Annotated in this window: 14 protein-coding genes and 2 tRNA genes; 1 reads left to right on the forward strand and 15 read right to left on the reverse strand. The window is 44.9% G+C overall.

Annotated elements, in window-relative coordinates:
* Nucleotides 1-255: 255 nt before the first annotated feature.
* Entirely contained in the window at nt 256-1,146 is an 891-nt protein-coding gene (gene nlpI / locus DVO77_RS10460) for a lipoprotein NlpI (RefSeq protein WP_110458458.1), read from the reverse strand.
* Between the two features lie 129 nt (nt 1,147-1,275).
* Nucleotides 1,276-3,378: a polyribonucleotide nucleotidyltransferase gene (gene pnp, locus DVO77_RS10465; RefSeq protein WP_119978314.1), complete on the reverse strand. Its 2,103-nt coding sequence runs from the start codon at nt 3,376-3,378 to the stop codon at nt 1,276-1,278.
* 194 nt (nt 3,379-3,572) lie between these two features.
* Between pnp and DVO77_RS10470 the strand changes: the two genes are divergently transcribed.
* Nucleotides 3,573-5,606, forward strand: coding sequence for a putative bifunctional diguanylate cyclase/phosphodiesterase (locus tag DVO77_RS10470; RefSeq protein ID WP_119978315.1), 2,034 nt, complete (start codon nt 3,573-3,575; stop codon nt 5,604-5,606).
* A 123-nt stretch (nt 5,607-5,729) separates the two neighbouring features.
* Here DVO77_RS10470 and rpsO read toward each other — a convergent pair whose 3' ends face one another.
* The 13 genes from rpsO to ftsH all read right to left on the reverse strand — a co-directional run bounded on the left by rpsO (nt 5,730) and on the right by ftsH (nt 18,621).
* Nucleotides 5,730-5,999, reverse strand: a complete 270-nt coding sequence (gene rpsO, locus DVO77_RS10475; RefSeq protein ID WP_119978316.1) for a 30S ribosomal protein S15 — start codon at nt 5,997-5,999, stop codon at nt 5,730-5,732.
* A gap of 96 nt (nt 6,000-6,095) precedes the next feature.
* A complete protein-coding gene (gene truB / locus DVO77_RS10480; RefSeq protein ID WP_110458235.1) occupies nt 6,096-7,043 on the reverse strand; it encodes a tRNA pseudouridine(55) synthase TruB in 948 nt (315 codons plus the stop codon).
* A complete protein-coding gene (gene rbfA, locus DVO77_RS10485; RefSeq protein ID WP_110458236.1) occupies nt 7,043-7,465 on the reverse strand; it encodes a 30S ribosome-binding factor RbfA in 423 nt (140 codons plus the stop codon). Before rbfA ends, truB begins: the two co-directional genes overlap by 1 nt.
* Before the next feature lie 52 nt (nt 7,466-7,517).
* Entirely contained in the window at nt 7,518-10,172 is a 2,655-nt protein-coding gene (gene infB, locus DVO77_RS10490; protein WP_119978317.1) for a translation initiation factor IF-2, read from the reverse strand.
* 26 nt (nt 10,173-10,198) lie between these two features.
* The gene (gene nusA, locus DVO77_RS10495; protein ID WP_119978318.1) at nt 10,199-11,698 is read right to left on the reverse strand and encodes a transcription termination factor NusA; all 1,500 of its coding nucleotides are present in this window, start codon (nt 11,696-11,698) and stop codon (nt 10,199-10,201) included.
* A gap of 27 nt (nt 11,699-11,725) precedes the next feature.
* Entirely contained in the window at nt 11,726-12,181 is a 456-nt protein-coding gene (gene rimP / locus DVO77_RS10500; protein WP_110458239.1) for a ribosome maturation factor RimP, read from the reverse strand.
* Nucleotides 12,182-12,339: 158 nt separating this feature from the next.
* A tRNA-Met gene (locus DVO77_RS10505) sits at nt 12,340-12,416 on the reverse strand.
* Nucleotides 12,417-12,519: 103 nt separating this feature from the next.
* Nucleotides 12,520-12,605 (reverse strand) — tRNA-Leu (locus DVO77_RS10510).
* 118 nt (nt 12,606-12,723) lie between these two features.
* A complete protein-coding gene (gene secG, locus DVO77_RS10515) occupies nt 12,724-13,068 on the reverse strand; it encodes a preprotein translocase subunit SecG (RefSeq protein WP_119978320.1) in 345 nt (114 codons plus the stop codon).
* A gap of 1 nt (nt 13,069) precedes the next feature.
* Nucleotides 13,070-13,852, reverse strand: a complete 783-nt coding sequence (gene tpiA, locus DVO77_RS10520) for a triose-phosphate isomerase (protein WP_110458241.1) — start codon at nt 13,850-13,852, stop codon at nt 13,070-13,072.
* A gap of 182 nt (nt 13,853-14,034) precedes the next feature.
* A complete protein-coding gene (gene glmM / locus DVO77_RS10525; protein ID WP_110458242.1) occupies nt 14,035-15,366 on the reverse strand; it encodes a phosphoglucosamine mutase in 1,332 nt (443 codons plus the stop codon).
* A gap of 133 nt (nt 15,367-15,499) precedes the next feature.
* Nucleotides 15,500-16,285, reverse strand: coding sequence for a dihydropteroate synthase (gene folP / locus DVO77_RS10530; RefSeq protein ID WP_119978321.1), 786 nt, complete (start codon nt 16,283-16,285; stop codon nt 15,500-15,502).
* A 338-nt stretch (nt 16,286-16,623) separates the two neighbouring features.
* A complete protein-coding gene (ftsH, locus tag DVO77_RS10535) occupies nt 16,624-18,621 on the reverse strand; it encodes an ATP-dependent zinc metalloprotease FtsH (protein ID WP_249038152.1) in 1,998 nt (665 codons plus the stop codon).
* Nucleotides 18,622-18,667 lie beyond the last annotated feature (46 nt).

Consider the following 18,667-nt stretch of genomic DNA (forward strand, 5'->3'; position numbering starts at 1 on the left):
CCTAAGATCAAGATGTGAAGTTTAGTGTAACACTAACACTAAACTTCAATCATAAAGACATAAATCTAACGTCATATTACCTAAAGAAATAATGCGATAAGATGTTTATTGTTTGGTATATGACTTATCAACCATTTGAAAATAAAGGTTATTATAAAATAACCTCACTTTTCTCGGTTACAAGAGCAATGATAAGACATTGAACAAATAATCATTCTTCCAGCCAAAACAATGTAATTGATCTCATTAGAATAATCACTCTTGGTTTAAGCTTTGGCTGATTTTAGCTAACTCAACTCTGGCATATCTATGTTCGACAAAATCATAAATATTGGTGGCCAGCGCTAAACGAAAGTAATTAGCCGCATCATTATAGCGCTGCTGCTGTTGTGCCACTTTGGCAATATAAAAATAAGCTTCACATAGTCGCTCAGCATATTCATTAGGGTGTGTTAACCCCTGCTTGGCTAAGTCAAACACTTGTTCTCGGCTAGCATCACCTAAGTAATAGTCAATTATAATCGTTGACCAAGCACTATCTGCCAATTTATGACGGTGGGCCCGTAAATGCTTTTGTGCGCGTTCAATATCGATTTTAGCTTCAATTATGTATAACCATAATGCACGGTAACCATCTTGCTCATCACCATCATAAAAGCTCTGCATATCACTTAGCGCTAACTCATTACGTTCGCCGTAGTAGAGTGCAATACCGCGATTTAAATAGGCATAGTCATAATCGGGGGAAAGATCTAATACGGCATCGAAAGCTTCATAGGCACTCTCAAACTCACCTTCTTGAGTATAATAAATACCAAGAAAATTATAGGCATCGGCTAAATTTGGCTGTAGTTTTAACGCTTGATGAAAATCAATACGGCTTAAAATGCGTAACCCAACACTGTCGTAAATGACACCACGATCATAATGAAAGCGAGCGCGTTGCTCTACGGTCAATTCAGCTGAAGCTAAGATGTCATTTAGGCGGGCAAGGGTCACTTCTAACTTATAATCGGGCATCACTGGTGCAACAATCAGTTGGCCCTGCTCTGCATTTTGTCCTAATTGAGTCGATACACATCCTGTAAGCAGTATACTCAGAGCAGCCATCACCGCGACTGTAGTTGTACGCAATTGATAAGTCATCCATTTAACCTTATTTGCTTCGCTAATAGCCTCAATCATAGCAATCCCTAATAGCAACGGCTATCTGCATTTTAAAAATTCCAATAAAAAAGGAGACCTAAAGGTCTCCTTTAATTAGAAGGCGAAAAATTACTCGCTAGCAGCTTCCGCTTTAGGTTGCGCTTCTTTCATTGAAAGACGCACACGACCTTGGCGATCGACTTCCATTACCTTCACTTTTACATCTTGACCGACTTCAAGGAAGTCAGACACATTCGCTACACGCTCTTCAGCGATTTGAGAAATATGTACTAGGCCATCTTTACCAGGAAGAATGGTAACAAACGCACCAAAATCAACGATACGTACCACTTTACCGTTATATACAGTGCCCACTTCAACTTCAGCAGTGATCTCTTGAATACGACGAATCGCCTCTTGAGTCGCTTCACCGTTTGACGATGCGATCTTAACAGTACCATCATCTTCAAGCTCGATAGTCGTGCCGGTCTCTTCGGTTAGCGCACGGATAGTTGCACCACCTTTACCAATCACGTCACGGATCTTCTCAGGGTTGATCTTGATAGTGGTGATACGTGGAGCGTGATCAGAGATATCGTCACGATGTGAACCAATCGCTTGGTCCATCACATTGAGGATATGTACACGAGCGCCATAAGCTTGTTGCAATGCAATTTGCATGATCTCTTGTGTGATACCTTCAATCTTGATATCCATCTGCAATGCCGTGATCCCGTCACGAGTACCCGCCACTTTAAAGTCCATGTCACCTAAGTGATCTTCATCGCCTAGAATGTCAGAAAGTACGACGAAATTATCACCTTCTTTAACAAGACCCATAGCAATACCTGCAACAGACGTCTTGATCGGAACACCCGCATCCATTAACGCTAACGAAGTTCCACAAACAGAAGCCATTGAACTTGAACCGTTAGATTCAGTGATTTCTGATACGACACGAACACTGTATGGGAACTCTTCAGCAGATGGCATAACCGCATTAATACCACGCCATGCTAGCTTACCGTGACCGATTTCACGACGCTTTGGTGAACCAACCATGCCTGTTTCACCAACAGAGTATGGAGGGAAGTTGTAATGCAACATAAAGCGATTAGTATATTCGCCCATGATGCTATCAACTTTCTGTGCATCGCGCTCGGTACCTAAGGTACAAGTTACTAATGCCTGAGTTTCACCACGAGTAAACAGTGCACTACCGTGAGTACGTGGCAATACGCCAGCCATCACACTCAGTGCACGTACCATATCAGGTTCGCGACCATCGATACGAGGGTTACCAGCGATAATACGGTTACGTACGACACTCTTTTCTAAGCTGCCAAGCAACTTGTCGAGCTCACGTAAATCAACGTTTGCATCTTCTTCAACTAACTTAGCAACGGTCGCTTCTTTTAATGCACTAACGGCATCACGACGTTCATGCTTAGCAGTGATTTGGTATGCCGCAGTCATATCCGCTTCGGCCAATACCTTAATCTTCGCCACTAAGTCTTCATCCGCTTTTGGCGCAGTCCAATCCCAGTCAGGCTTACCAGCTTCTGCTTTTAGCTCGCGAATCGCATCGATAACTAATTGCTGTTGTTGGTGGCCATAAACCACACCACCTAACATAACTTCTTCTGGTAATGCATCGGCTTCTGATTCAACCATCAGAACGGCACCTTGAGTACCAGCAACAATCAAATCAAGCTGGCTATCAGCAAGTTGACTCACATCAGGGTTTAATACGTACTCGCCGTTGATATAACCAACACGAGCAGCACCCAAAGGACCATTGAACGGCAGGCCAGAGATAGCTAATGCCGCAGAGGTACCAATCATAGAAATAACATCAGGATTGATTTCAGGATCGACAGAAAGCACTGTGATAATTACCTGAACTTCATTCTTGAAGCCATTTGGAAATAGTGGACGGATTGGACGGTCAATAAGACGTGCAATCAGTGTTTCGTTTTCAGATGGACGACCTTCACGCTTGAAAAATCCACCAGGGATCTTACCTGCTGCGTATGTCTTTTCCTGATAATTAACGGTTAGCGGGAAAAAGTCACGACCTGGCTCTTCAGCTTTCTTTCCGACAACAGTGACCAGTACTGTTGTATCACCCATACTTGCTAAAACAGCAGCGTCAGCTTGACGTGCAATAACCCCAGTCTCTAATGTGACTGTATGTTGACCATATTCAAAACTTTTTACGATTGGATTCACGTGAACCATTCCTTAATTTAATAACCTTATTTTCCCGTGTAAGTATACTTCAAGTCTATTCAATAGATAAAGAGCACATGTGGATGACAAAGCTTAATCTTTTCTCTAAAGTGGAAAGATTAAGTGGTTTTCTGCAATCTCTAGCGGCTTTTTTTGTAATATACTGTAAAGAGTCGCCAAAATAGGAATGGCAAATGAGCGCGAGTTTCAAGTCATTAACATGGAAACAGACAACCTTAGTGGTATTTTCGGCGCTTTTTTTTGCCATTGCCATTTTCATTGTCGAAATTGCACTCGTCAGCGTTTCGGCCAGACAACAATTGATCGAAGCGCAATTTGAACTACTCAATTCTGTTGAGCAGCCTGCCGCAAACGCAGTATGGGCACTGGACGATCACTTGGCCAAGCAAACCTTAACGGGTGTATTAAAGGTCGAACATGTCGCACAAGCCAGTATACAACTTGAAGACGGCATACAATTTGTCACCATGGCCAATACGCCAAGCGACAGAGGTATCATAGGTCTACTTAGTCAAAGACTGTTTAGTGACCTAAAACAAACATCGCGGACATTACACCGCCCCTCAACATCCGATGTTGCCATATCACCAGAAATTATCGGCACCTTGATTGTTCGTTATAACACTCAACAATTAACCGACTCACTTCTGTCACAGCTTAAATTTAGCTTCTTGGCCACTTTACTAAGGGCGCTGTTGGTAACTTTGGTACTATCGGTACTGTTTCATCGTTTTTTAACTAAACCAATAGCGCAAATAAGCGAAGCGATTGATAAGATTGATCCCGAATCCCCCGATGAAAACTTATTGCCAATGTCACCTGAGCATAAGGATGATGAACTAGGTTTAGTCACCTCTAAATTTAACCAAATCCTCATTCAGTTTGGTCAGACTCAAAATAAACTCCGTAAAATGGCGACCCGTGATCCGCTTACGGGACTTTCTAACCGCACCTTATTACTCGAAACAATCGCCATATCAATACAGCGTGCGCGCGTTCATCAACAAGCTTTTAGCCTACTCTTCATCGATCTGGACCGCTTTAAAAACATTAACGATTCACTGGGACACGCCATGGGGGATCAATTCCTCGCCAGAATCGCTAGAGTCTTAGAACGAGCGATTGGTGACACAGGCACGGTCGCAAGGCTCGGCGGTGATGAATTTGTTATTTTAGCCAATGAAGCTCATACACCAGATCAAGCCGCAGATATAGTCGACAAACTGTTAATGGAACTCAACCTCCCACTGCAACTTAACGAGCACACTATCCATCCTGCGGCATCAGTGGGTATCGCACTATACCCAGATGATGGCTTAACCGCCGAAGACTTGATCCGCCATGCCGATATTGCCATGTATAGCGCCAAAGCAGCCGGAACAAATCAGTGGGCATTCTTTAAACAGCAAATGACTGAGCGCGCCGCTGTAAGGCTAAGAACAGAAGCCTCATTACATGATGCCTTTAAAAACAATGAGTTTTTATTGCACTTTCAACCCAAGTTTAATATTAAAACCGGTGAGGTTGTCGCCTGTGAAGCGCTAATTCGTTGGAAAAAAGAGGAACGCCTGATCAGCCCTATGGCATTTATTCCCATCGCGGAGGAAACTGGCATCATCATTCCAATAGGGCGCTGGGTTATAGAAGAAGCCTGTAAAACTCTCAAGCATTGGCAACGACGCTATAACGTAGCATTACCAATAGCCGTCAATGTGGCCTCACAGCAGTTTGCAGACCCCAGTTTAGTACCCGATATTAAACAGCTCGCCTTGAGGTACCAAATAGAGCCACATTTACTTGAGTTTGAGATCACCGAAACATCATTGATGAATGATATTGAATTAGCCATCAATAAACTTGAGCAGCTAAAGTCGGCTGGTTTTAGTATCGCTGTAGATGACTTTGGTATCGGTTACTCATCTTTGTCTTACCTCAAGCATCTGCCGATCACCACCATGAAAATCGATCGCTGCTTCGTAAATGACTTGCCACACGAAAGTCCGATAGCCTCGACAATTTTAATGTTAGGCCAACAACTTAATTTACACATTGTGGCTGAGGGCATTGAAAATGAGGCCCAATTAAATTGGTTAAAGCAGATGGATTGTGAAATTGGTCAGGGATTCTATTACAGTCAACCGCTGCCATTAGATGAATTTGAAGCTAAGTATATTGCGCCAAACACCGCAACGATTAGTCAGATATAAACCAAAGAACAAGAGAAATAAATAGCGAATATATCGTCTACATTTTTAATTAAGTTTGCTGAAATATAAGCAAAAAAAAGGAGGCTAAGCCTCCTTTATTTACTACCATACACTAATGTAATATTAGCGACGTAGACCTAGCTTTTTGATCAGTTCTTGGTAGCGAACGTTTTCAGTGCGCTTAAGGTAAGCAAGAAGCTTACGACGTGAGCTAACCATACGAAGCAAACCACGACGTGAGTGATGATCATGGATGTGCTCTTTGAAGTGACCTTGCAGATGGTTGATCTGTGCAGTCAAAAGAGCTACTTGAACCTCAGTAGAACCAGTATCATTCTCACAACGACCGAAATCAGCCAAAATTTGTGCTTTTACTTCTGTACTTAGTGACATTTTTATCTCCAAAAATAATATAAATACTTTAGCCGATCACTAACTCAGCCAAAGAGAGCGCGATATAGTAACGATTTTAGCCATCACTTGCAAGCATTAAGCCTGCTCATCACGTAAAACAATCAGGCGCTTGGGCGCTAGCAAACCGTCATCATTCATTTCACCAATACCAACAAATTTGTGCCCATCACCAATGGTAATTCTCACTAATTGGTCAATAGGTAAATTGGCTACCTGAACCGGATTACCATTCATGAGGTAATGCGCCAACTCACTAGATACATTGATCTCTTTAAAGCTACTAACCGCGGTATCCATTGGTAGCAATAACGGGTCGAGTAGCTCTTTCGGTGGGCGCTGCTCACTCTCAGCCTGAGCTAATAGCGCCTCTAGCTGCTCAAGAGTGACCATTTTGTCATAAGGGTAACCTGCCACACCAGTGCGGCGCAGCATGATGACATGGGCCCCGCAACCGAGCATTTCGCCTAAATCATCGGTAATTGTGCGAATGTAGGTACCTTTAGAACAATGGATCTCCAAGGTTAACTCATCACCATCTAGCTTAATAAAATTAAGCTCATATACGGTTATAGGCCTTGCCTCTCTAGGCACTTCAATCCCTTCACGCGCATACTTGTACAATGGTTGACCTTGATACTTCAATGCCGAAAACATTGAAGGCACTTGCATGGTCTCACCGCGAAAAGACGCTAACGCCTCTTCAAGTTGTGCCTGAGTAAAATTGAGTGGACGCGTTTGCACCACTTCACCATCTGAATCACTCGTATCGGTGCGTACACCCAGTTTCGCAGTGACTAAATAACGCTTATCAGCATCAAGTAGGTGCTGCGAAAACTTGGTTGCTTCACCAAGGCAGATGGGTAACATACCCGTGGCTAATGGATCCAAAGCACCGGTATGTCCGGCCTTAGCGGCATTGTATATGCGCTTAACACGCTGCAAGGCAAAATTGGAGCTCATCCCAGTGTCTTTATCGAGTAGCACTATGCCGTCGATAAACCGACCTTTAGGTTTACGCGCCATTACTTATCACCTTGCTCAAGTTCATCTGTGTCTGTTGCGTCAGAGCCATGCTCTTTCGCTTTAGCCTGATCAGAGCTGATCACTTGGCTAACCAAGTTAGACATGCGCATACCTTCAACCAAGGATGCATCATAGATAAATCGAATTTCAGGCATCACACGCAGCTTCATACGGCCAGCGACCAATGAACGAACATACCCAGCGGCGGTTTCTAATGCAGCAAGCTTCTCCTCCACCACAGCTTTGTCCTCTTCAAAGAAGGTAACATAGACTTTGGCGTAACTGAGATCGCGAGACACATCGACGTCATTAACGGTAACCATACCAATACGCGGATCTTTAATATCACGCTGTAACACTTGAGCAAGCTCTTGCTGAAGCTGCTGAGCAATACGACGAGTACGACTAAATTCTTTTGCCATAATTATTGCCATCTCTTAACTAAAAAAGGCGGCTTGCGCCGCCCCTTTTTGATTATAAGGTTCGAGCGATTTCGATCGTTTCGAAGACCTCTATCTGATCGCCAACTCTGACGTCATTATAGTTCTTCACACCGATACCACACTCCATGCCACTACGCACTTCGCTAACATCATCTTTAAAGCGACGCAATGACTCAAGTTCACCTTCGTAAATAACCACGTTATCACGCAGTACACGAATTGGCGCGCTACGCTTGATGGTACCTTCGGTAACCATACAACCAGCAATTGCACCAATCTTAGGCGACTTAAACACATCACGAACTTCAGCAAGACCAATGATCTCTTGCTTAAATTCTGGCGCTAACATGCCGCCCATTGCAGCGCGAACTTCATCGATAAGATGATAGATAACGCTGTAATAACGTAGGTCAACACTTTCGCTGTCGATAGTCTTACGCGCTTGTGCATCGGCACGAACGTTAAAGCCAACCATAATCGCGTTTGATGCAGCAGCAAGTGATGCATCAGTCTCGGTCAATCCACCTACACCGCTCGCAATGATGTTAACTTTAACTTCATCGGTAGACAGCTTGTTAAGTGAATCAGAAATCGCTTCGAGTGAACCTTGTACATCGGCCTTAAGCACGATGTTAAGCTCCTGAACTTCACCTTCGGTCATGTTAGCAAACATGTTTTCAAGCTTAGACTTCTGCTGACGAGCAAGTTTCACATCACGGAACTTACCTTGACGGTACAGTGCAACTTCACGCGCTTTACGCTCATCACGTACAACAGTGGCTTCGTCACCGGCTGATGGTACACCAGACAAACCTAAAATCTCGACAGGAATCGATGGACCCGCTTCAGTGATAGCATTACCATTCTCATCTTTCATCGCACGGACTTTACCGTACTCAAGACCACACAGAACAACATCACCTTGTCTTAGGGTACCTTCTTGAACCAGTACAGTAGCTACAGGGCCACGGCCTTTATCAAGTTTAGATTCCACAACAACACCAGCAGCCATACCTTCACGAACCGCTTTAAGCTCTAATACTTCGGCTTCAAGCAAGATCCCTTCAAGTAATTCGTCGATACCTTCACCTGTCTTAGCTGACACGTGACAGAACATGTTGTTTCCGCCCCAATCTTCAGACATTACGCCGTGCTGAGATAATTCAGACTTAACGCGATCAGGATCAGCTTCTGGCTTATCAATTTTGTTCACGGCAACGATAAGCGGAACGCCGCCGGCTTTAGCGTGTTGAATCGCTTCAATCGTTTGTGGCATCACACCATCATCTGCCGCAACCACCAAAATTACAATATCGGTTGCCTTAGCACCACGAGCACGCATAGCGGTAAACGCCGCGTGACCCGGAGTATCCAAGAAAGTGATCATGCCATTTTCAGTTTCAACGTGGTAAGCACCGATATGCTGGGTAATACCACCCGCTTCACCTGAGGCCACTTTCGCACGACGAATATAATCGAGTAACGATGTTTTACCGTGGTCAACGTGACCCATAATGGTGACAACTGGCGCACGAGGCTCTAGCTTAACGTTTCCATCACGATCAGCAAGTACTTGATGCTCTAGCTCGTTTTCACGAGTCAGCACAACCTTGTGGCCCATCTCTTCGGCAACCATCTGCGCAGTTTCTTGATCAAGCACTTGGTTAATCGTAACCATAGAGCCCATCTTCATCATCTGCTTGATGATCTCTGTGGCCTTAACGGCCATCTTCTGAGCTAACTCAGCAACCGTTACCGTTTCGCCAATGCTGACATCACGGCTAACAGCAGCGACAGGCTTGTTAAAGCCATGGTCCATTGACTCTGGAGCGTTACGCTGATTACGGCCATTACGGTCACGTCCGCCACGGGTATCTTTACCGCCACGCTTCTTATTCGTAGCAGCCTTACCGCCAGCAGGTTTACGTGCACGACGACCACGTTTTTCCGCATTCATATCGGCAGTATCTTCAGCCGCACGCGCTTCGGTAGACGTAGTGACGTGATGATCGGCACTTTTCTCCGATTCTTTACGTAGGCGTTCTTCTTCCGCCCAACGCTTCTCGTTTTCTTCTACTAAACGACGTGCTTCATCCGCAGCCGCTTTAGCTTCTTCATCAAGCTTTTGTTTTGCTGCTGCTTCTTTTGCTGCTAACAAACGCGCTTCTTCAAGTTTGGCTGCTTTCTCTTCAGCAGTTTCTGCAACGGCAGGCTTAGCTTCAGCGGCTTTTTTAGCTTTGGCTTTGGCTTCTGCTTCGGCCTTAGCTTTTGCCGCTGCATCGGCCTTAGCTTTAGCTTCTGCTGCCGCTTTGGCCTTAGCTTCTGCTTCTGCTGCAGCTTGAGCTTCAGCTTCTGCCTTGGCTTTAGCTTCTGCTTCAGCTTCTACAGCTGGATCGCGCTTAACAAAAGTACGTTTCTTACGTACTTCGACTTTCACGTCTTTAGATTGACCGCCACTGCCTGCAACACTGAGTGTTGAGACAGATTTACGCTGTAATGTCATCTTGGTTGGCGCTGCATCGCCACCATGCTGTTTCTTCAAAAAGTCCAGCAGTTGCTGCTTTTCTTGTTCTGAAACAGTATCGCTTTTACTTTTCTTAATACCAGCCTCGGAAAACTGCTCAACTAAACGTTCAGCACTCTTGCCAACTTCTACGGCCAGTTTTTCTACTGTAGTTTCTGCCATCTGTAAAATCCCCTCTGTTGATCGACTTATGCTTCTTCGCCAAACCAACAGATATTGCGGGCTGCCATGATGAGCTCACCAGCCTTTTGTTCTGTTAATTCTTCAATCTCGATCAAATCATCAATGCCTTGTTCGGCTAAATCTTCAAGCGTAATTACGCCTTTACTTGCCAGCACATACGCCAAATGACGCTCTAAACCTTCTAAGGCAAGTAAATCTTCGCTCGGCTCAGCACCATCGAGTGCTTCTTCGGACGCCAGAGCCCGTGTAGAGATAGCGGCTTTCGCACGTTCTCTCAATGATTCAACGATATCTTCGTCGAATCCGTCGATGTCCAGTAGCTCAGTTTCAGGTACATAAGCAATCTCCTCTAATGAAGTAAAACCTTCATCAGCAAGAACCTGAGCAAAATCTTCATCGACATCCAATGCGCTAACAAACAAGTTAACCACCTTCGCACTTTCTGCTTGGTGTTTCGCTTGCATATCAGCCACTGTCATTACGTTTAGCTCCCATCCCGATAACTGGGTTGCTAGACGTACGTTTTGACCGTTACGGCCAATAGCTTGCGCCAATGAATCAGCTTCAACAGCAATATCCATTGAGTGGTTATCTTCATCAACGATGATAGATGCCACATCTGCTGGTGCCATAGCGTTGATAACAAACTGTGCTGGATTGTCATCCCAAAGCACAATATCAACACGCTCGCCACCTAACTCATTAGAAACGGCTTGAACACGTGCACCACGCATACCAACACATGCACCGATAGGATCGATACGACGGTCGTTAGATTTAACTGCGATTTTGGCTCGAGAACCAGGATCACGAGCAGCTCCCATGATTTCAATCATTTCGTCTGCAATTTCAGGTACTTCAACACGGAACAGCTCCATGAGCATTTCCGGTTTAGTACGTGTTAAAAACAGCTGCGCACCGCGTGCTTCTGGACGTACGGCATATAGCAATGCACGAACACGGTCACCAGGACGGAAGCTTTCACGTGAGATCAAGTCTTCTTTAAATAACACTGCATCAGCATTGTTACCTAAATCAACCACGACACTTTCACGGTTACTCTTCTTCACCACACCGGTGATCAACTCACCTTCTTTCTCGCGGAATTGATCAACGATTTGTGCACGCTCAGCTTCACGCACTTTCTGTACGATCACTTGCTTAGCTGTTTGGGTCGTTATACGGTCAAATACCACAGATTCGATCTCATCTTCGATATAATCACCGACTTGGATCTCTGGGTCTTCGTATTTTGCCGCTTCTAATGTAATTTCGCGAAATGGATTTTCTAACGCTTCACCATTATCGTCAACCACCATCCAACGACGGAAAGTTTCATAAGCACCCGTTTTACGGTCGATAGCGACACGAACTTCAATATCACCTTCATACTTTTTCTTGGTTGCTGTGGCGAGCGCTATTTCTAACGCTTCAAAAATCTTTTCGCGCGGCACGGCTTTCTCATTTGAAACCGCCTCAGCGACTAGCAGAATCTCTTTATTCATCCTCTTGCCTCGTTCACCTTGAATCCATCAAAACTTAGCGATTAAGTTGCCTTTGCGGATGTTATCCAGGGCAATAATCAGTTCGTTGCCATCGACAGCCAGAGTGAGCATCTGCCCCTCTACACCCACGACGGTACCTTTTAAATTACGACTACCAGCAACAGGCATAGTCAATTGAACCTTTACAGTTTCACCGATGTAGAGCGCATATTGTGCCGCATTAAATAACGGTCTATCTACACCTGGCGAAGAAACTTCTAATGTGTATTCGGTTGAAATGGGGTCTTCGACATCGAGCACTGCACTGACTTGGCGACTTACGTCGGCACAATCGTCAATAAAGATGCCTTTTTCATTGTCGATATAAACACGCAAGATTGAATGTTTACCCGCATGTACGAATTCAATACCCCAAAGACTGTGGCCTAATGCTTCAACTGGTGCGATAAGCATCTGTTCCAGTTTACTTTCTAAAGTTGCCAAGGTTACCCCCCGAAAAACAAAAAAGGGCCTAAAGCCCAGTATGACATCGCTAAATAGCGATATTTTAAAAGTCCAGATAACAAAAAACCCCGTAATCACGAGGTCATAACATTCAGAACCTGTAACAGAAATGAAGAATATCTTCACTACTGGGAAGCTGGTTGCGGGGGCCGGATTTGAACCGACGACCTTCGGGTTATGAGCCCGACGAGCTACCAAACTGCTCCACCCCGCGACAACTGCTGCAATTATATGGATAGTGCCCCATATTTGCAATAATAAAGCTGCTTATATAGCGACTTTATTTAACTCAGACCAATGTGATATTGACCTAAATTTGGTGCGGATGGGGGGACTTGAACCCCCACGAGCATAGCTCACCACCCCCTCAAGATGGCGTGTCTACCAATTCCACCACATCCGCATGTGATTGTTACATTTCACTACTTTGTCTCTATTTGTTTGGTAATGAGGATTACCAAGAGACTCAACAGTCACGCCAATCATGTTGACGTCTTGATTTAGCCTACTGCGCTAAATCTTTAGTCAGGAATCTTATCTTCTGACTGAGTTTTGGTTTCAGTTGGATCAGTCACTTGCTCAGTAACTGCTGCAGCGTCTACACCTAAATCTTTCCACGATTCTTCACTCTTAGCGTGATTCGCACTTAAGTTACCTATGGTTAGACTTAATGCAAAAAATGCAATTGCCAAAATGGCTGTAGAACGTGTTAAAAAGTTACCCGATCCTGAAGATCCGAATAACGTTGCTGATGCTCCGGCGCCAAAAGAGGCTCCCATATCAGCACCTTTACCCTGTTGGATTAAGATTAGGCCGACTAGACCTAGTGCAACCAACAAGTATATAACCATTAGAACTTCGTACATATTATGCGCTCATTGCTATCGAACATAAACTTAAAAACTCGGTAGAGTTTAAGCTTGCACCGCCTATCAGTCCACCATCTACATCAGGTTGAGCAAATAGATCTGCTGCATTACTCGGCGTTACGCTACCACCGTACAAAATCCTGATATTCTCTCCAATGAATGGAGACACTTCAGAGAGACGCTTGCGTATAAACGCATGTACTTCTTGTGCCTGCTCTGGCGTAGCGCTCTTACCTGTTCCTACGGCCCATAATGGTTCATAGGCGATAATCGCGTTATCAAAAGCCATGGTACCATTTTTTTCAATGACTATGTCTAGCTCTTCGGCAATCACTTCAAAAGTGCGTCTTGCTTCTCGAGCTGGACCTGACTCACCAACACATAAGATTGGGGTCAAACCATGCTTTTGAGCTGCAGCAAATTTTTCTGCTACAATATCACTGGTTTCGCCGTACATACGACGACGTTCGGAGTGACCGATAATAACATATCGACATCCTGAATCTTTTAGCATTTGTCCCGACACTTCACCAGTATAAGCACCGAAGTCATGCTGACTTACGTTTTGTGCACCCATTCTGACAAGGCAACCATTTAAGGCTTCTTTATTAGCATCGAGCTGCTGCCGTACACTTTCAAGAAATATACTTGGCGGACATAAGACTACTTCCGCAGAATCATTTTGAAGCTTGGTAGCGAATTTATTAAATAGCTCTTGCGCGAGTTGCGCTGTGCCATTCATTTTCCAGTTACCAGCGACCATTGGGCGTCTTAGTGCCATCACTGTCTCCTTCTGAAAGCGGCGTGAATAATAGCGAACCACTTGTTAACTTACAATACCTAAATCGCGAATTTTTACTATAAACGCACCGCTCGGCTACTTTTTACCCTTAACGGGCAGTAAACGAACAGGATTTAACCTTGCAAAGATTAAATCCTGTTGATCTTACGCGTAAAAACTAATTAGACCAATGCCCTGATAGCATCGGCAATCCTATTTGCGTGACGAGTCACATCACTGGCAACATCTCCCTCAACCATCACACGGATCAACGGCTCAGTTCCCGACTTACGTAACAATACCCGACCGCGATCGCCCAGTCGTTTCTCAACCTCAGTTTTAGCCGCTAACACGCTATCGGCTTTGAGTGGATCATGGCTGCCTTCAAAACGCACATTAACCAAAACTTGTGGTAGCATTTTAATGCCTTCGGTCAGCTCTTCCAACGTCGCTTGCTTACGGCACATTGCTGCTAAGACTAAAATACCCGCAATGATACCGTCACCTGTTGTACCGTGATCTAAATTCAAAATATGACCTGAATTTTCGCCGCCAATACGCCACTGGTTCTTCTTAAGCATCTCCATTACATAGCGGTCGCCGACTTTAGAGCGAGCGAAAGCGATGCCTCGCGCCTTAAGGGCAAGATCTAACCCTAGGTTGGACATTAAGGTCCCGACAACGCCCCCTTTAAGTACGCCTCGGTCCTGTGCATCACAGGCCAAAATATACAGGATCTCGTCGCCATCGATCACCTTACCATGACGATTGACCATCATGATGCGATCGCCATCGCCATCGAGTGCAATACCTAGATCGGCTTGTTCTGCGATGACAGTTTCACGGATCTTACCCATTGCAGTAGCGCCTACCTCATGGTTGATATTGGTACCATTAGGCGATGCGCCAATTACAACGACATCGGCGCCAAGCTCACGAAAAACATTAGGGGCAATATGATAGGTGGCGCCATGAGCACAATCGACCACAATTTTGAGCCCTTTGAGGGTATGTTCGGCGGGGAAATTGCCTTTACAATATTCAATATATCGACCGGGGGCATCTTCGATGCGTGAGACTTTACCTAGTAGATGAGATTCAACACAGACAAGTGGCTTTTCTAGTTCAGCTTCAATCTCAAGCTCAATGGCATCGTCTAATTTACTACCATCATTGGAAAAGAATTTAATACCGTTATCGTAATAGGGATTATGCGACGCACTGATCACTACGCCCGCTTCTGCTCTAAAGGTACGGGTTAAATAAGCGACCGCAGGTGTTGGCATAGGTCCCATTAGCATCACGTTTAATCCGGCAGCAGATAGACCCGCTTCCATCGCTGATTCAAATAGGTAACCTGAAATTCGCGTATCCTTACCGATAATCACCTTATTGGTACCAGAGCGCGATAATACCCTACCCGCTGCCCAGCCCAGCTTTAATGCCAATTCAGGCGTCATTTTGCCTGAGCCGACCTTGCCTCTAATGCCATCGGTGCCAAAAAACTTTCTCACAATATTAACCCCTTGAGTCCTTTCTTAGGACTTCATTTTTTACAATGTGTACTGATAAGCATGACTGACTAAGCGACCCCAAAGTGCCGATACTTAACCACAAATGCTGTATTTTATCGCTTATCTAGCTCACTTACAGTGTTTTATAGTGCTCCATTGCCTGCATAACGGCAATCATGTCCATAGTCTCTTTTACATCATGCACTCGAAGAATATGTGCACCGCGCTGAAGACTCAACATACCGGCGGCTAAACTGCCAGCTAATCGCTGCTCGACATTTGCTGATAATAATTGGCCGATCATACTCTTACGCGATAACCCTATCAGCAGTGGCAATTCAAAATGCTTAAACTCAGCCAAACGATGCAGTAACTCGTAATTGTGTGCCAAGCTTTTTCCGAACCCGAAACCTGGATCTAGAATAATGTGTGAGCGAGGTATTGAAGCATCTATACAGGCTTGAATACGTTCAACAAAAAATTGAGTAACATCAGCAATAACATCATTATATTGAGGCTGTTCTTGCATAGTACGAGGCTGACCTTGCATATGCATTAAACAAACAGGAACGCCTAGGGCTGCAGCCGTTGTTAACGCGCCCGGTTCTTGCAGTGCCCTGACATCATTAATAAGATCTGCTCCAGCTTTAACCCCCTGCGCCATCACCTGCGCTTTACTGGTATCGATAGATATCCATACCTCGTGACGAGCATGAATATATTCTACCAGTGGGATCACTCTATCTAGCTCTTCTTGTAAAGAAACCTCTACCGCACCAGGGCGGGTAGACTCGCCGCCAATATCAATAATGTCGGCACCAGCAGCAATCATCTGCTCGGCATGCTGGCAAGCGTGTTCAAAATGCGAGTACCTGCCGCCATCAGAAAAAGAATCTGGTGTGGTATTTAATATCCCCATGACTCTAGGTTGGCTTAAATCTAATGTTTTCTGTCTACTAACTAATTGCAAAAGAGGATCCTCGACATTATGACTATTTTACGCTGAGCAATATTAACCTGTACTGTCAATAAGGCTCAATAAGTTGCACCTCAAGCATAAAAAATTGAAATATCGCTAAAAAATAAATTGAATTTCAATGTGGCATCTAGCAAATGCCAATAGCCTCATACTCAAAACAGTCTGCTTAACTGCTGGCTAACAAACCTATCTCAAAAAGGTTTCTCACATTATGCCTTAAAACAAGAAAACCCCTTACGGGGTTCTCTTTTAGTAGCGATATATATTAATAGGCTAACTTATTTGGTCACAGGAGACTCATCACCATCTTTAACGTCACCTTGATCAGTCACATCCTTTGGCGTTACCGCATCATTTTGGACATCTGAAGAGCTAGCATCACCTGTCGCGGTATTGGTGTCACTGGCGGACTTTTTGCCACCTTTATCACCACCATTGCTACCATTCTCATCCAAGTTCCAATCGGCAGGCTGACGCACTTCACGACGTGCCATTAGATCTTCTATTTGAGCCGAATCAATGGTTTCATACTTCATTAACGCATCTTTCATGGCATGAAGAATGTCCATGTTATCAGTCAAGAATTTTTTAGCTCTGTCGTAATTAGAATCGATCAGCATCTTGACTTCATCATCGATGATTTTTGCGGTCTCATCTGACATATGTTGCGATTTACCCATGCTGCGACCTAAGAACACTTCGTTCTCATCTTCAGCATACAGTACAGGCCCCAACTTTTCTGAGAACCCCCACTGAGTCACCATGTTACGAGCGATAGACGTTGCATACTTAATGTCTTGCGATGCACCAGTAGAAACTCGCTCACTACCATAAATCAACTCTTCAGCAAGACGTCCGCCGTAGGCGACCGAAATCTGACTTTCAAGCTTTCTGCGGCTCTGACTTATGGCATCGGCTTCTGGCAAGAAGAAAGTCACACCTAACGCACGGCCACGTGGAATGATAGTCACCTTGTGCACAGGATCATGCTCAGGCACTAAACAACCCACAATCGCGTGGCCTGCTTCATGGTAAGCAGTCATCTCTTTCTCTTCTTCCGACATCACCATAGTGCGACGCTCAGCGCCCATCATGATTTTATCTTTGGCACTTTCAAACTCTTCCATGCCCACCACTCGGCGATTATTACGGGCAGCAAACAATGCCGCTTCGTTCACCAAGTTAGCCAGATCAGCACCTGAGAAACCAGGTGTACCACGGGCAATCACGCTGGCTTTAACATCGTCAGCCAGAGGCACTTTACGCATATGCACTTTAAGAATTTGCTCACGACCACGTACATCAGGTAAGCCTACGACCACCTGACGGTCAAAACGACCTGGACGCAGCAGTGCAGCATCGAGCACATCTGGGCGGTTAGTCGCCGCAATAACAATAATACCTTCGTTACCCTCGAAACCGTCCATTTCAACCAACATCTGGTTTAGTGTTTGCTCACGCTCATCATGCCCACCACCGACACCCGCGCCGCGCTGGCGACCAACGGCATCAATCTCATCGATAAAGATGATACAAGGCGCTGACTTTTTAGCCTGTTCAAACATGTCACGTACACGTGATGCACCGACACCCACAAACATCTCTACGAAATCAGAACCCGAAATAGTAAAGAAGGGGACTTTAGCCTCACCAGCAATCGCTTTAGCCAGTAATGTTTTACCTGTACCTGGAGGACCGACAAGTAAAACACCTGTTGGAATGCGACCGCCTAGCTTTTGGAATTTAGTGGGCTCTCTAAGGTAATCGACCAGCTCTTTAACGTCTTCTTTGGCTTCGTCACAACCTGCAACATCGCCAAACGTCGTCTTAATCTGATCTTCACTCATCAATTTGGCTTTACTCTTACCAAATGACATCGCGCCCTTACCGCCACCGCCTTGCATCTGGCGCATGAAGAAAATCCATACCCCGATGAGCAGTAACATAGGGAACCAAGAGATAAATATCTGAGTTAAGAAGCCAGATTCTTCCGCTTCTTGCCCCTTCATTATCACCCCTTTGCGATCAAGATCATTAATCAGATCTTGGTCATACATCGGCATAATAGTGGTAAATTTCTCGCCGGTTTTTTTAGTCCCTTCGATAGTACGCTGATCACTTTTGATCTCAACAGTATTAACCTGTCCGGCACGCACATCGTCCAAGAATGTTGAATAATCCATCTTCAACGAATTTGATGAAGAGGGGGAGTAGCCCTGAAACACTGACATCAACACTACGGCGATGACAACCCAGAGAATTAAATTTTTTGCCATATCACTCAAAATTACTAGACCTCATACAGTCTTGCGGTTACTGACG

Origin of the sequence: Shewanella algidipiscicola, from assembly GCF_003605125.1 — a bacterium.
Lineage (GTDB): Bacteria > Pseudomonadota > Gammaproteobacteria > Enterobacterales > Shewanellaceae > Shewanella > Shewanella algidipiscicola.